The sequence below is a fragment of the Buttiauxella cochleicola genome (genome assembly GCF_021282405.1).
Lineage (GTDB): Bacteria > Pseudomonadota > Gammaproteobacteria > Enterobacterales > Enterobacteriaceae > Buttiauxella > Buttiauxella massiliensis.
Genome location: NZ_JAJSOU010000008.1, coordinates 136,573 through 151,578, shown reverse-complemented (window position 1 = coordinate 151,578; position 15,006 = coordinate 136,573). Strand labels below are relative to the sequence as shown.

12 protein-coding genes and 2 pseudogenes are annotated in these 15,006 nt (G+C 40.5%); 3 read left to right on the top strand and 11 right to left on the bottom strand.

Annotation, left to right across the window (positions count from 1 at the left end):
* The 3 genes from hisA to hisIE are packed head-to-tail and all read left to right on the top strand — an operon-like array spanning position 1 to position 2,101.
* Positions 1-738 (top strand): 1-(5-phosphoribosyl)-5-[(5-phosphoribosylamino)methylideneamino]imidazole-4-carboxamide isomerase, encoded by a 738-nt coding sequence (hisA, locus tag LVQ79_RS12895; protein ID WP_232865252.1) that lies wholly within the window; start codon positions 1-3, stop codon positions 736-738.
* Positions 720-1,496, top strand: coding sequence for an imidazole glycerol phosphate synthase subunit HisF (gene hisF, locus LVQ79_RS12890; RefSeq protein WP_232865251.1), 777 nt, complete (start codon positions 720-722; stop codon positions 1,494-1,496). Before hisA ends, hisF begins: the two co-directional genes overlap by 19 nt.
* The gene (gene hisIE, locus LVQ79_RS12885; protein ID WP_232865250.1) at positions 1,490-2,101 is read left to right on the top strand and encodes a bifunctional phosphoribosyl-AMP cyclohydrolase/phosphoribosyl-ATP diphosphatase HisIE; all 612 of its coding nucleotides are present in this window, start codon (positions 1,490-1,492) and stop codon (positions 2,099-2,101) included. The genes hisF and hisIE overlap by 7 nt, the downstream gene beginning before the upstream one ends.
* Positions 2,102-2,154: 53 nt before the next feature.
* Here hisIE and wzzB read toward each other — a convergent pair whose 3' ends face one another.
* The 11 genes and pseudogenes from wzzB to LVQ79_RS12830 all read right to left on the bottom strand — a co-directional run bounded on the left by wzzB (position 2,155) and on the right by LVQ79_RS12830 (position 15,006).
* A complete protein-coding gene (gene wzzB / locus LVQ79_RS12880) occupies positions 2,155-3,138 on the bottom strand; it encodes an LPS O-antigen chain length determinant protein WzzB (RefSeq protein WP_232865249.1) in 984 nt (327 codons plus the stop codon).
* 202 nt (positions 3,139-3,340) lie between these two features.
* Entirely contained in the window at positions 3,341-4,219 is an 879-nt protein-coding gene (gene rfbA, locus LVQ79_RS12875; RefSeq protein ID WP_232865248.1) for a glucose-1-phosphate thymidylyltransferase RfbA, read from the bottom strand.
* Positions 4,220-4,241: 22 nt separating this feature from the next.
* Positions 4,242-5,306 carry a dTDP-glucose 4,6-dehydratase gene (rfbB, locus tag LVQ79_RS12870; RefSeq protein WP_232865247.1) on the bottom strand — a complete coding sequence of 355 codons (1,065 nt, stop codon included), beginning with the start codon at positions 5,304-5,306 and terminating at the stop codon, positions 4,242-4,244.
* Positions 5,307-5,401: 95 nt separating this feature from the next.
* A pseudogene (locus LVQ79_RS12865) lies at positions 5,402-5,879 on the bottom strand (DDE-type integrase/transposase/recombinase); the annotation flags it as partial.
* Between the two features lie 512 nt (positions 5,880-6,391).
* Positions 6,392-7,408: a UDP-glucose 4-epimerase GalE gene (gene galE / locus LVQ79_RS12860; protein ID WP_232865246.1), complete on the bottom strand. Its 1,017-nt coding sequence runs from the start codon at positions 7,406-7,408 to the stop codon at positions 6,392-6,394.
* Positions 7,409-7,633: 225 nt separating this feature from the next.
* On the bottom strand, positions 7,634-9,046 hold the full coding sequence (gnd, locus tag LVQ79_RS12855) for an NADP-dependent phosphogluconate dehydrogenase (RefSeq protein ID WP_232865245.1): 1,413 nt from the start codon (positions 9,044-9,046) through the stop codon (positions 7,634-7,636).
* A gap of 638 nt (positions 9,047-9,684) precedes the next feature.
* A complete protein-coding gene (locus LVQ79_RS12850; protein WP_232865244.1) occupies positions 9,685-11,088 on the bottom strand; it encodes a CDP-glycerol glycerophosphotransferase family protein in 1,404 nt (467 codons plus the stop codon).
* A gap of 52 nt (positions 11,089-11,140) precedes the next feature.
* Positions 11,141-11,920: pseudogene (locus LVQ79_RS12845) on the bottom strand (transposase).
* A gap of 149 nt (positions 11,921-12,069) precedes the next feature.
* The gene (locus tag LVQ79_RS12840; protein ID WP_232865243.1) at positions 12,070-13,302 is read right to left on the bottom strand and encodes a hypothetical protein; all 1,233 of its coding nucleotides are present in this window, start codon (positions 13,300-13,302) and stop codon (positions 12,070-12,072) included.
* 10 nt (positions 13,303-13,312) lie between these two features.
* Entirely contained in the window at positions 13,313-14,059 is a 747-nt protein-coding gene (locus LVQ79_RS12835; RefSeq protein WP_232865242.1) for a glycosyltransferase family 2 protein, read from the bottom strand.
* Complete coding sequence (locus LVQ79_RS12830) at positions 14,056-15,006, bottom strand: glycosyltransferase (protein ID WP_232865241.1); 951 nt, start codon at positions 15,004-15,006, stop codon at positions 14,056-14,058. Before LVQ79_RS12830 ends, LVQ79_RS12835 begins: the two co-directional genes overlap by 4 nt.

Below are 15,006 nucleotides of genomic sequence, written 5' to 3'. Positions count from 1 at the left end.
ATGATTATTCCTGCTCTCGATTTAATTGACGGCACAGTGGTGCGCCTCCATCAGGGGGATTATGGCCAGCAACGCGATTACGGCAACGATCCGTTACCGCGTCTGCAAGAGTACGAAGCACAAGGCGCACAAGTGCTGCATCTGGTAGATTTAACCGGCGCGAAAGACCCTGCTAAGCGCCAGATCCCACTGATTAAAACGCTGGTTGCGGGCGTCAAAATTCCCGTGCAAGTGGGTGGTGGTGTACGTACAGAAGAAGATGTTGCGGCACTGCTTGAAGCAGGTGTGGCGCGTGTTGTTATCGGCTCTACAGCAGTGAAATCACCTGAAGTGGTGAAAGGCTGGTTTACCCGCTTTGGTGCTGATGCGCTGGTGCTGGCGTTGGATGTGCGCATCGACGAACAGGGCAACAAACAGGTTGCCGTCAGCGGCTGGCAAGAAAACTCTGGCGTAACGCTTGAAGAACTGGTGGAAACATACCTGCCCGTCGGCCTCAAGCACGTGTTGTGCACCGATATCTCCCGCGATGGCACGTTGGCAGGCTCGAACGTCTCATTATATGAAGAAGTTTGTGCACGTTTCCCACAGGTGGCATTCCAGTCTTCCGGCGGCATTGGCGGGCTTGATGATATCGCCGCGCTGCGCGGAACGGGCGTGCAGGGTGTGATTGTCGGGCGTGCACTGCTGGAAGGGAAATTCAACGTAACGGAGGCAATCTCATGCTGGCAAAACGGATAATTCCTTGCCTGGATGTACGCGACGGGCAAGTCGTGAAAGGTGTGCAATTCCGCAACCATGAAATCATTGGTGACATCGTCCCGCTGGCCCAGCGTTATGCCGCCGAAGGCGCAGACGAACTGGTGTTCTACGATATCACTGCATCGAGCGATGGCCGTGTGGTAGATAAAAGCTGGGTGTCGCGCGTGGCAGAAGTTATTGATATTCCATTCTGCGTGGCCGGTGGCATCAAGTCGATTGAAGATGCCGCACAGATTCTCTCTTTCGGCGCGGATAAAATTTCAATCAACTCCCCTGCTCTGGCTGACCCTGAACTGATTACCCGCCTGGCCGATCGTTTTGGCGTCCAGTGCATTGTTGTCGGTATTGATACCTGGTTTGATAGCGAAACAGGCAAATATCACGTCAATCAATATACCGGCGATGAAAGCCGTACGCGCGTGACCACCTGGGAAACCGTAGACTGGGTGCAGGAAGTGCAAAAACGTGGTGCCGGGGAAATCGTTCTGAACATGATGAACCAGGATGGCGTGCGTAACGGTTACGACCTGGAGCAATTAAAGAAAGTGCGTGAAGTTTGCCACGTGCCACTGATTGCCTCGGGTGGAGCGGGAACCATGGAGCACTTCCTGGAAGCCTTCCGTGATGCAGATGTTGACGGTGCACTGGCGGCCTCAGTGTTCCATAAACAAATTATTAATATTGGTGAGCTGAAACTTTATCTGGCTCAGCAAGGCGTGGAGATAAGAGTGTGTTAACACAAGAGCAGCAAGACCAACTGGACTGGGAAAAAACCGACGGACTGATGCCGGTGATTGTTCAACACGCCAAATCCGGCGAAGTGCTGATGCTGGGATATATGAACCCGGAAGCTCTGGCGCAAACCATCGAAAGCGGAAAGGTCACCTTCTTCTCTCGTACGAAACAACGCTTGTGGACCAAAGGCGAAACCTCCGGCAATTTTCTGAATGTCGTAAACATCGCTCCAGACTGCGATAACGACACACTTCTTGTTCTGGCAAACCCAATTGGCCCAACCTGCCACCTCGGCACCTCGAGCTGCTTTGGCGAAACGCATCACGACTGGCATTTCTTGTATCAGTTGGAAGAGTTGCTGGCCTCGCGTAAAACTGCCGATCCGGAAAGCTCATATACCGCCAAGTTGTATGCGAGTGGCACTAAGCGCATTGCGCAGAAAGTCGGCGAGGAAGGCGTTGAGACAGCGCTGGCGGCGACCGTGAATGACCGCTTTGAGCTGAAGAATGAGGCGTCGGATTTGGTCTATCACTTGCTGGTGTTACTGCAGGATCAGGATTTGGATTTGAGTGTAGTGATTGAGAATTTGCGGGAACGGCATAAGTAGGTTTGCATTGATGTGAAAAAGGCCGCGAAAGCGGCCTTATTCACATTCTGACTCTAGGCATCAGGTTTGTAGTTACGTAGAGCATTGCGGCCTAACACTACACCAGCACCAACCATCCCACCTAACAACGTTGCCAATATCAATGTCAAAGCACGCTTCGGACTATCTCGACGAATTGGCAGAGTTGGTTTCATTACATAGCGGTAAGAATGGATTGTCGCAGGATCGATTTTCAAACTCTGAATATCAAGTAAGTTCTGTTTAGTCTGGTAGTAAGTAGATGAAAACACTAACGGGCGTGTAGCCTCATTTTTAATCATCGAAGACAGTGCTTCACTACCTAATAGAACCATTGTGTCTTGAGTAACATCAGAAGTTTGCTGTAACTGAGGTGACGAAACCTTTGCTTCTGTCGCAAATTTAAGCGCCTCACTGATTTGCTTAATACGCAAATCTTTTTGTTCCTGGGCTACTTTTTGCTGAGTTTGCAAAGAGTCCTCAAGCGTCGAAATTTGCAGCTTAATATTGTCCTTAAGATCTGCGGCAAGCTCTTCACCAACCTGTTCATCAACTCGTTGTATATACTGAGCTACTTTAGCTCTAGCACCTTCAGGTGTGTTGTCGACATAACTCACTTTCAAGGGTAATTGTTGACCTTTAACAGAAGGTTCAACTGTGAGTTTTTCAGGCTCTTCCTGGTTATCTAACATTTCTGATAAAGCAGAAAGTGAGGAGCTTAAGCGACCGACAACTCTATTTTGCAGATCGGTAATATTAGGGGCAGCATTGCCATAAATAACGTTTAACGCATTGCTGTAGGTAGCAATTTGCGCAGCATCTGGTTGTGTAATAACCGCTGTAGAGGTCCATTTCTCTTTAGCGATAAACAGATAGATAACGGCAAGTACCATGGCCGCAACAACACAAGCAATAATGGTGGTTTTCCCTTTCCACAACTGCATTAAAACATCTATTAAATCGATTGTTTCGCCTGAATTCCCTGTTTGGCTATTTGTTACATTTTTATCTTGAATCATGATTACCCTAAAAAATCAGTTCACAAACCGCTAACATTTGTACGTTTTTAGTATAATCAGATAACAGAAAAATTGCCTGCGAAAGAGTAATGGTTTATGTCGGAAAAAACCGAAAAACGCCCCTCAAATCATGGGGCTTTGTGAAAAAATACAATCCTTAATCAACCAGGAGTCTAAGGATTGATCAATTAAGTAGATTTGCTTAAACGGGAACCTGCTTACCCACTAACTGAATCAAATATTGCCCATACGATGTCTTATCCATAGTCTTAGCACTTTCAAGCACTTGATCGACAGACATCCATCCTTTTCTATAGGCAATCTCTTCCAGGCAGGCTACTTTGAAACCCTGTCTCTTTTCAATGGTATGGACGAACTGAGATGCTTCAATCAAGCTATCGTGAGTCCCTGTATCCAACCAGGCAAAACCACGCCCAAGCAATTCAACATTCAGTTCATTCATCTCAAGATACATCTGATTGATACTGGTGATTTCGAGTTCATTCCGTTCTGAAGGTTTAACCTGCTTAGCCAAATCGACGACTTTGTTATCATAGAAATAGAGCCCAGTAACTGCCCAATTAGATTTTGGCTGCATCGGTTTTTCTTCGATAGAAAGCGCTCGATAATTTTCGTCGAATTCGACAACACCAAAACGTTGCGGAGACATCACCTGGTATCCGAAAACGGTAGCGCCATTTTGCCGTTGTGCAACCATTTCAAGCTTACTGCCGAATCCCTGCCCAAAGAATATGTTATCTCCGAGTACCAGAGCACAATTCTCGCCATTGATGAATTCTTCTCCGATAATGAATGCCTGCGCCAGACCTTCAGGACGAGCCTGAATTTCATAGCTCAGCTTGATCCCTAGATGAGAACCATCACCCAATAAACGCTGGAAGGAAGGAAGATCTTCAAGTGTGGTGATAAGTAAAATATCGCGGATACCTGCCAGCATTAGTACCGAGAGTGGATAGTAAATCATGGGCTTATCGTAAATGGGCAACAGCTGCTTTGAGACCCCGCGTGTAATCGGATACAACCGTGTTCCCGACCCACCCGCCAGAACAATCCCCTTCATCTTAAAATCCTTATATTCTTGATTAACTGTTTAGACCTAAACGTTCCATTGAATATGAACCATTTTTAACACGTTGCCACCATGACTCATTAGCAAGATACCATTCGACGGTTTTTTTGATACCGCTCTCAAAGGTTTCACTAGGTTTCCAACCAAGTTCCCTTTCAATTTTGGAAGCATCAATTGCATATCTCAGATCGTGGCCAGGACGGTCCGTGACATAAGTAATAAGTTCTTCAAAACGTTCTATGTTTGCGGGCTTAGTGGGAACAATTTCATCAAGTAAGCGGCAAATGGTCTTCACAACATCAATGTTTTTACGCTCATTATGGCCGCCAATATTGTATGTCTCGCCCGGATTACCTTCCGTAACTACTTTGTAAAGTGCCCTGGCATGATCCTCGACATATAACCAGTCTCGTACCTGGCAACCATTGCCATACACTGGCAGAGGTTTACCCTCTAACGCATTGAGAATAACGAGTGGAATCAACTTCTCAGGGAAATGGTACGGGCCATAGTTATTTGAACAATTAGTCACAATTGTGGGCAACCCATAGGTCCGCAACCAAGCACGAACTAAATGGTCGCTAGACGCTTTAGAAGCAGAATATGGACTGCTTGGGGCATAAGGTGTTGTTTCGGTAAACAGTGACTCCGTATCATGTAAGTCACCAAAAACCTCATCTGTGGAAATATGATGAAAACGGAAGCCGTCTTTCGATGATGGAGTCTGCTGGTTCCAGTAATTTCGAGCAGCCTCGAGTAAAATATAAGTTCCAACAATATTCGTTTCAATGAACGCTGCAGGACCATCAATTGAACGATCAACATGGCTTTCTGCTGCCAAATGCATCACCGCATCTGGTTGGAACTCATGAAAAGCATTATCTAAAGCGGCCCGGTCACAAATATCAATCTGGCGAAATGAATAACGCTTACTACTGGATACGGAGGTAAGAGACTCCATATTTCCGGCGTAGGTCAATTTATCAATGACTAAAACTTCATCACTGGTTGCGTTAATAATGTGGCGAACTACTGCAGAACCGATAAACCCTGCCCCACCAGTTACAATAATTTTCATAAAGCCTCAAAGAGTGTAAATCTTGTTGAACAACCGCTACGACTACGGTAATCCCCCATTTTTAACGGAGGTGATAAGTAGAATCAGGCCATACGCTATATATGATGCACTGGTGTATAACCTTTCATCGCCATATTGGGCCGTTCATGATTATAAAACCACTGCCATTCTATTGCATATTTTGCTGTAATTCATCAAGCATACTAAACAGGTGCTGGCTCAGTCAGTCATAACGCACAATGCGATATATCGCTCAATATAGAGATTTTGCTGAGATTTACTGAGCTGAATAAACTTAAACGCTATATTCTGCTGATGAGCACATGACATTAATGCCTTACCTGTATATTCCGCTCCGTTATCACACCTTATTGCAGCCGATTTTCCTTTCCGCTCAATGAGTTGTTCAAGTGTCTTTACCACCCGACTGGCATGCAGAGGAAAATCTACCTCAATAGCCAGCGCTTCGCGGTTAAAGTCATCAATGATATTCAGTAGACGAACAGAACAATCATCCGATAGTTGGTCGAGCATGAAGTCCATCGACGAGCACATATTACTGCTTTCAGGCACAATTCAGGTATCGGTGTACCGGTTTCAACCTACTTCAGAATGGTCCTGATCTGGCTTTCAGCAAAACGTGATTTGTCCATAGATATCTCCCCGATTCAGATTACGAGAAAATTCGAATTACAAATTCAACGTTTTTCGGGGGATTATACCTCTGACGTGCTGGACGAGTTATCACCTAAATAGCTGCGCAAAATAATAGATCACTTAAACAGCCTGTCACCTTAGTTAATAGGTATTATTTTATTGCGTTGCCGATGCTGAATGGTCAAGGAAAAACCATAATTAATCTGGATAATGGAGGAAAGCAGAGCAATGGTTGGAATCGAGTATCGAAGATTCGCGCTCAATAATTGATTGGTATTGAGACTGAATACCGGACCCATAATGTAAATTACCCTTCAAGTTGCAGAGGTTTGGCTGCTCACCCGAATCGCTCATTTTTGCATGCTCATCTGGATTTACTCAATTGCCACCACCCTGCATCTTGAAATAACTTGAGGATAGAAACGAGATTAAGAATCGAAACCGTTAGGGTTATTTTTCTGCCAGTTCCATGTATCACGCATCATCTCATCAAGAGAACGAATCGCTTCCCATCCCAGAGCATGTTTGGCTAAGGATGAATCTGACCAGCATTCCGCAACATCACCCGGCCTTCTTTCAACTATTTGATAGTTAATTGTCGTTTGTGCTGCTTTTTCAAACGCCTTAATAAGATCAATAACGGAATAGCCGACACCCGTCCCCAGGTTAATGGCTTTGAATGGTGAACCTTCAGTTTTATGATCTAATGCCGCCAGATGTCCGCTTGCCAAATCCAGCACATGAATATAGTCACGAACACCGGTTCCATCTGGTGTTGGATAATCATTGCCGTAAACAGACAGGCATTCGAGTTTTCCAATTGCTACCTGAGAAATATAAGGTACTAGATTATTGGGAATGCCGTTGGGATCTTCCCCTATACGGCCTGAAGGATGCGCACCGACTGGGTTGAAATAACGTAAACAGGTAATGCGGAAGTTAGGCTGTGCATGCGAAAAATCGCGCAAAATTCGCTCAACCATTAATTTCGACGTCCCGTATGGGTTAGTGGTGCCGCCAGTGCGACACTCTTCACTGAGCGGTACTTTTTCGGGATGACCATACACCGTCGCAGATGAACTGAAGATCAGATTATCTATGCCTGCGAGCAACATTTCATTAAGCAAAACAAGCGTTCCAACGACGTTGTTCTCATAATATTCCAGTGGTTTTCTAACCGATTCACCGACGGATTTTAAACCGGCAAAGTGGATAACATCGGATATCACATGGTTTGAGAAAATCTCTTTTAGAATATTTTTATCTAAAATATCGGCCACATATAGTGTTGGTGCTTTTCCGGTTAATTCTGTAATCCTTTCTAAAGACGCTTTAGATGCGTTAGAAAGATTGTCGATAACAACGACTTCATCACCTCTCTCCAGTAATGCCAGTACGGTATGTGAGCCAATATAGCCAGCACCACCAGTTACAAGAATTGCCATAGTTTCTCCAGATTCAGATTGCAAAATGAGTTTATCGATTTTGTATCGATGTCATCCTCAGCCAAATTGCCCCATAGTCTCAATCCTTGGGGACATCCCCCATTTTTAATGGAGGTTAATAGTAGAACTTAGGGTGCGCTTAGCCTATACGTCCAGACAGAAAAAAAACCAGTGGAGAGCATTCTCCACTGGTTTTAAATAAGATCATAATTTACTGATAGTTAATTACTTTTCCATCCACTCCGTATGGAATACGCCTTCTTTATCGGTACGCTTGTAAGTATGCGCACCAAAGTAGTCGCGTTGTGCCTGAATCAGGTTAGCAGGCAGTACCGCTGAACGGTAGCTGTCGTAGTAAGAGATAGCAGCAGAGAAGGTTGGCGTTGGAATACCATTTTGCACCGCGTAAGAAACCACATCACGCAGAGCTTGCTGGTATTCGTCAGCAATTTTCTTGAAGTACGGTGCCAGCAACAAGTTCGCGATGGCTGGGTTCTCTGCATACGCATCGGTGATTTTCTGCAGGAACTGAGCACGGATAATGCAACCTGCTCGGAAAATCTTAGCAATCTCACCGTAGTTGAGATCCCAGTTATTCTCTTCAGATGCTGCACGTAGCTGGGAGAAACCTTGAGCGTAAGAAACAATCTTGCCCAGATACAATGCACGGCGCACTTTCTCGGCAAAATCAGTTTTATCGCCAGCAAATGGTTTAGCCTGCGGGCCACTCAGCACTTTAGAAGCGGCAACACGCTGCTCTTTCAAGGAAGAGATGTAACGTGCAAACACAGACTCGGTGATCAGAGACAACGGTTCACCCAGATCCAGCGAGCTCTGGCTAGTCCACTTGCCAGTACCTTTGTTCGCTGCTTCATCAAGAATCACATCCACCAGATACTTACCATCTTCATCTTTTTTAGTGAAGATGTCTTTGGTGATGTCGATCAGGTAGCTGCTTAATTCGCCTTTATTCCAGTCGGTGAAGGTTGTCGCCAAATCTTCATTCGAAAGATTCAGGCCATTTTTAAGCAGTGAATAGGCTTCAGCAATTAATTGCATATCACCGTATTCAATGCCGTTATGAACCATTTTTACATAGTGACCAGCACCATCAGCACCAATGTAGGTAACGCATGGTTCGCCATCTTCGGCAACGGCTGCTATCTGCTTTAAAATTGGTGCAACCAGTTCATAAGCTTCTTTCTGACCGCCTGGCATAATGGATGGCCCTTTCAATGCACCTTCTTCACCGCCAGAAACGCCTGTACCGATAAAGTTGAAACCTTCTGCAGAAAGTTCACGGTTACGACGAATTGTATCCAGGAAGAAGGTGTTACCGCCGTCAATCAGGATATCGCCCTTCTCAAGATACGGCTTGAGAGAATCAATGGTCTTGTCCGTGGCCTCACCGGCCTTAACCATCAACAGGATGCGGCGTGGAGTTTCGAGCGATTCAACGAACTCTTGCACCGTATAGTAAGGAACAAGCTTCTTGCCCGGGTTCTCTGCAATAACTTCTTCAGTCTTTTCGCCAGAGCGGTTGAACACGGAAACGGTATAGCCACGGCTTTCGATATTCAGCGCAAGGTTGCGCCCCATCACTGCCATACCAACGACGCCGATTTGTTGCTTGGACATTACATACTCCTGTCAGGTGTGGTCACCGCTGCAAGTGCGCGGCTTGAAATGTGGCTTAATATGTTAACTCAGGTCTTAGTCCAGCGGATAGCGTAAAAAAACATTGCCCATAGAATAAACATATTTTAACCAAAATGGGATTTCGTTAAGCATATTCGATACATTTAAGAAAATGGTAAAAAATTATAGCACTTAAAAATTTTTATGACAGAAATCAAGTATAACTAATAACCGCAATCAAATCACAGAGGAAAAAATTTTTAATTTCAGTGAGTTAGCCATCAATCATGCATCGCCAATTTAACTCACCGAAGTAGAATTAATTAATTGACTTTCACATATGGGCACAAACAGGGTTAATTTTCTTAATAGCAATCGGTATATGATGATTATTATTAATGTCGTTATAGATTTTCCAGTATATTCTTATTTTTACAGTTAGAAGCACACACACTATTTACTGCACTACTTTAACAATCATGAAACACCCTTCCCACATTGACTAATAATCATACTATAGATGTTTTTATGTCAATAATAAGAATAAAAAGAGAACAGTTATTCAATAGTGCGAAGAAATTTCACTTGCGTAAGTATGTTTATACTACAAAAACGCATAACCAAAAACGGAATATATATTAACAAGATTCAAATAACTTAGCGACAAGTCGTTGGCAATTATTTCCGTCAATATGCTTAAAATTCATTTCAAAACGTTGGGCGTACTCACCACACCACTCATTATCAAAAAAGGCAACAATCTTATCTGATACTTCTGTTAACGAATGACAAACCGGTCCAAAACCATTTTCATAGTAACAAAACCCCTTCCCCTTATTATTTTTAACCACTCCTGAAGAAAAATAAGAATCTTTATCAAATTGATAGTAAATTGTATATTTAGACAAATATGCCATGTCAAATGAAATTGACGAGTAATCTGTTATGAGAATTTTGGACTTTAGAAAAATGGAACTATAAGAATCATTCGGTTTCTTAAGTAACACATATTTAGGCACCTTGATTTTTTCAAATATTAAGTCTTGTAGTTTTGGGTGAGCTATAAATACAATATCGTATTTTAATGAAAGATCATAGATCGAACTAGAAAGAAGCAACTTGCACCAAGCATTAATATAAGCTCGCATTTCGGAGGAATCGACTTTATAAGATCTCCAGGTAGGTGCAATTAAAATAGAGTTTTCAATACAAGTATTTTTATTCTCATAAAGATAATCAAATCTGGGCATCCCGCCTAAAAAAGCCTCCCGTTCAGTTATTCTGTATGCAGAAGATTCATCAACAAAACAGGCATGTTCAAGACAGGTTGACGTAACTATCAAATCTATTTTTTTCATATTTAGCCATGAGGAAATATCATTCAATGTAACCCCATGCTGTAAAAAAATGAATTTACACTCTGCATGAAGAAATTGCAATTTAGCAAAATCGATTTGGGAGGACACGTACTTACCACAATGTTTCAATAAAATCTCATGTGTATAAGAAAATGGAGATATTCTTATATTTTCAATATCTTCGTTAGAATTCACCTCAGTATTAATAAAATAAAAAAAATTTGATTTTGTTAATTCTGGCTTGTTTAATAAAATATACTTTACAAGGTGTTCTGCATTATCATCAGCATGAGAATCACGGTCTGAAAAAACAACCAAATTATCTATAACTGATTCAGTTTTAATTAAATGAAAAATCTCCAATACTGACTTTTTATATGCATTAGATATACAATAATAATTATTTAGATATTTTACTCGCCATCCACATAGTGCAGACACCTCATCTGTTAAATTTGAAAAACTCAAGTTATACAAACATCCACTTGCTGTGTATTTAATATTTGAAATTAACATTTCTGGCTTATCTTTGGAGTAGACAAGCAAAATCCTGTTTGATAAATCAATATCAATAACCAACAATTCTTTTGGCTTCAAAAAAAAGGCGTGGAATTTTTCCGATATGAATAACCTCCTATTTGAATGCCAAACATACAAAACTTTTCTTACAATATTTTTAAACATAACTAATCCTAAATTGCTGTTCCAAATATCGCTACACTTTTGCCTGACCGTGTTACCTGCCAGGGAATGGACTGACTGTTTTCATGAAGTGGCGGACTTTGTTCAGTCACTGCCGCATCGAGCGGCAGTGATGATTTCTGGTTATCGTGTCCTGTATGCCTGTCATAACCGTTCAACATGGTTCACCCACGGTAAGTAAACCGGTCGATAAATAAATCCAAATTTTTAGTGCCTCCTCCAACATACCTGACTTTTCCTGTACCGCAATGTAACGCATCAGCCAGATAATATTTTTCATTCTTACCGTGCGTGACAACACGCTTTTGTTGTCCCCGTACTTGCCAGTCAGCACCGATTTTAGGATTGAGATGGATGTCCAACGCTACATTGCTCAAGAGCGTCGGCAATATCGGCCATTTTCTCTTCTTTATGTGGGTCACAAATATGCAATGTGGATGCTGTTCTTCGCCAGACCAGTCTGGCAGCAGAAAGCCAGCGCCGTAGGGTTAATGCATGCAGATGACAGCCTAATATCTCATTGATCTTTAGTGCTAACAATTCAGTACTCCAGCTAGAGCGCTGATAACCAAAATCTCCCGTAGCATCCTCAATTAACTGACGCAGTAGTGCACAAATATGCTCAAACGGCCAACGTCGACCACGTATTGGCGGCAATAATTTCATGTCTTCGGGGCCATAAAGAGTGAACCAGTTAATCCAGCGTCCCAACGATGAACGTGCTTCTGGCAACATCGCTTATTTTATCTCCGCAGTGAAGCATCAGCACAGCGGTTAACCTGCGAGTATGGTTCTTATTGTCTGTTTTCTGAATAGTTTTTTACATCAGGTATCTTTCGGCGTCGGGTATCGGTGCTATGATCGGCATAACTCAGTCCGGTTGGTGGTTTTGGATATTCAGCGATTGATCAGATCGCTTAAATCGGACTGAATTCCCTTCACTTGATCTACTATTTGGAACAGCTATTTAGGCCCCTTCCTCGCTAATAGTAAGAAAGGTAATAATGTAGCTATAATAGTAGGTTGTACAGCAATAACCTCTCCTTTATATTGCAATATTAATGTAACAACTAAAATAATAAAACTTATATAACGGCCATATATAACCCCCAGCCCATAGCAAAAAGAAAATAACCAATGCATTGCGAGCATTAAGAAGAAAAATACGCCACCAAATAAGATAGGCCTCATATATCCCGCATCCGTACCCATATAATAGCCAACACCATTTACAGCGGAATACATTCCATCACCTAATAAAAAAGTGTAGTCTGAAATAGGGAAGTACATATTTTGTAAAATATCAGTTGATGTTGTAGAAGCTGTTCCTGTATCGAGATACTTTATAATGAACTCAAACGCAAAGGGTATTAAATTATTAAACAAAAGCTCACTCAGGGCAGGGTTAAACATTACATATAGTATACCGACACCGAATAGAAATAAGTAAATAAATAAACTTTTAATTACTTTTATATTTATTGCAAGTTTATTAATTTTTGATGTGACGGCTATCAAAAAATAAACTACCGCACCAAGCAAAGCTGTTCTACCAATTGAAAATGTTGCAAGAAGCATTATGGGGATTGTTATACTTACATATTTTAGACTCAGTTTTCCATGAACAAAATCATGCGCAATAAAAATAAAAACGAAAATATAAGAACAAGCAAGTGCAAAAAATTGAGGTCCAGCTAACGCTAACCCTCTTATTCCATTGTATCTTTCTGAAACAGCAACTGCATCTTCAAATTGAAAATATCCAACAAACTCTCGCAGCATTGGGTTGATTAGGCATGAAATAATGATTAATGATTGAATAAAGAAAACATTATATACAATTTTTGAAATATCATTATTGCCATGACCAAGCCATGCATAATATAATATCACTATAGGGATAAATGAAACCGCATACAACACAACCTTTAATAAAGAAAAACTATAACTTAAATCAGATGAAGCATGTAACAAAGAAATACACGCTGCGATGACTGTAAATAAAGAAAGTGGATAAATTATATACATAGAAAACTTGTTGACTGCTATTTTTACTGCAACTAAATTTATATTTTTCGTACTAAAAATCAAAAAAACAGACGAGATTACGGCTGCATAAAATGTACTATTTATTAAAGGTAATTTAAAAGAAAAAATATACATAAATAATATGATCGTGAAAATTATCTTTTTCATTCATCTCACTTTACAATAAATGTTTTTTTAAACCATATATGATATATGTTGATATATTATAAATCGATTTAATTAAAGAGTTTTTCTCAACATATCTAATAATATACCATTGTTTTTTTATTTCTTTAAATTTATTCGAAGATAATGATTTTTTTTGCAATCTATAATAAGCATAACTACCAGGAACTTTAAATCCAAACTCACATTGCTTAAGTAACTTCAACCAATAAGCATAATCTTCTTTTGGTAAGTTATCGTACTCTAAATCGCGAAATTTTTTCTTATCAATTAATACGGTAAGGCACCCAATTTGACATGATTTCAATAAATCCTTATACGAAATCTTATCAGCGACAGTATGAAATTTTGTTGGAGAAGATGGGGCATGCACAAATGAATAATAATCACTATAAGTAAAAGAGACATTATTACTTTCGATATAAGACACATGCAACATTAATTTCTGGGCAGGCCACATATCGTCACTATCAAGAAATGCAATATACTTCCCACTCGAATGGTCGATACCTGTCTTCCTGGCCCCTGCCGCTCCTTTAGAATTACAGTTACTGAGGAGAATTATACGGCTGTCAGTAAACTCATTTACAACACTAACGGTATTGTCAGTTGAATCATCATCAATAATTAACAACTCAAAATTACTATATGTTTGAATTAACACAGAATTGATTGATTCTTTAATTGTTTTACCTGAATTAAATGCGGGCATAATTATAGAAACAAGTTTTTCTTTCACATTATGGCCCTCAGTAAATTATTTATTGTTTTTTTAAAGAACCCAATTTTAAATAAAGAGTTAAAAACAAGTAAAGTATACTTTGATAAAAACGTTCTTTTATTTTTAAATTTACTAATGAATTCTGGGTAAAGATACACCCAAACCATCCTCCTTATAAGTTGCAACTTATTAATATCAGAGTGATTGCTGAGAATGGATTTTTCTAAAATTATTAAATCCTGCATTAAATCTAAATTAACTATTTTATCATTGGTCCTACTAGTGGACTCACCGATCCTATAGAGCACTGTAATTTCATCTAAGAAGCTAAATCTAACTCCATGCTCAATAATTTTTATCCACAGTGGATAATCTTCTAACAATCGAAAGTTTAAATTTAAATACCCCACCTCTTCTAATAAATTCTTCTCAATAAATGTAGTCGGAGCTACTGCAAAGCAGGAATGCTGAAGGTGTTTTTTTTGCTCTTCAATTCCTGCCTTTAATACCTTTTTCTGATTTGAATCAGGAAAGACATTATCTAAAATTCTGATTTCTTCATTTTTAAATTGAAATGAACTCATTTGTGAAAAAATCACACGAGATTGGTTCTTTGTAGAATATTCTTTAAAGCTAGATAAACAGGAAGGAAGTAAAATGTCATCACCTGCGATTGTTTTAATCCATTGACCAGAACAAGCTCTTAGTGCTTGTTCTAGATTATATACAGTACCGTTATTATTTTCACTCACCAAAAGTTTTACATTTTGAAATTTTTTTCCATGTTCTTTAATCCAACTGTTAATTGTAATGACTGTTGTGTCAGTTGAACCATCGTCGCTAATAATTAACTCAATATTCTGAGCTCCATAACTTTGATTGACTATACTGTTAAGAGTCTGTACAACAGTAGACGCTGATTGATATGTAACCAAAGCAATGCTAATAAAACTTTGTGAATTCAT

Excerpts from the sequence above, each read along its gene's own strand:
- hisA (WP_232865252.1), top strand. The coding sequence starts at position 1 with ATGATTATTCCTGCTCTCGATTTAATTGACGGCACAGTGGTGCGCCTC.
- hisF (WP_232865251.1), top strand. The coding sequence starts at position 720 with ATGCTGGCAAAACGGATAATTCCTTGCCTGGATGTACGCGACGGGCAA.
- wzzB (WP_232865249.1), bottom strand. The coding sequence starts at position 3,138 with ATGATTCAAGATAAAAATGTAACAAATAGCCAAACAGGGAATTCAGGC.
- rfbA (WP_232865248.1), bottom strand. The coding sequence starts at position 4,219 with ATGAAGGGGATTGTTCTGGCGGGTGGGTCGGGAACACGGTTGTATCCG.
- rfbB (WP_232865247.1), bottom strand. The coding sequence starts at position 5,306 with ATGAAAATTATTGTAACTGGTGGGGCAGGGTTTATCGGTTCTGCAGTA.
- galE (WP_232865246.1), bottom strand. The coding sequence starts at position 7,408 with ATGGCAATTCTTGTAACTGGTGGTGCTGGCTATATTGGCTCACATACC.
- gnd (WP_232865245.1), bottom strand. The coding sequence starts at position 9,046 with ATGTCCAAGCAACAAATCGGCGTCGTTGGTATGGCAGTGATGGGGCGC.
- LVQ79_RS12850 (WP_232865244.1), bottom strand. The coding sequence starts at position 11,088 with ATGTTTAAAAATATTGTAAGAAAAGTTTTGTATGTTTGGCATTCAAAT.
- LVQ79_RS12840 (WP_232865243.1), bottom strand. The coding sequence starts at position 13,302 with ATGAAAAAGATAATTTTCACGATCATATTATTTATGTATATTTTTTCT.
- LVQ79_RS12830 (WP_232865241.1), bottom strand. The coding sequence starts at position 15,006 with ATGAATTCACAAAGTTTTATTAGCATTGCTTTGGTTACATATCAATCA.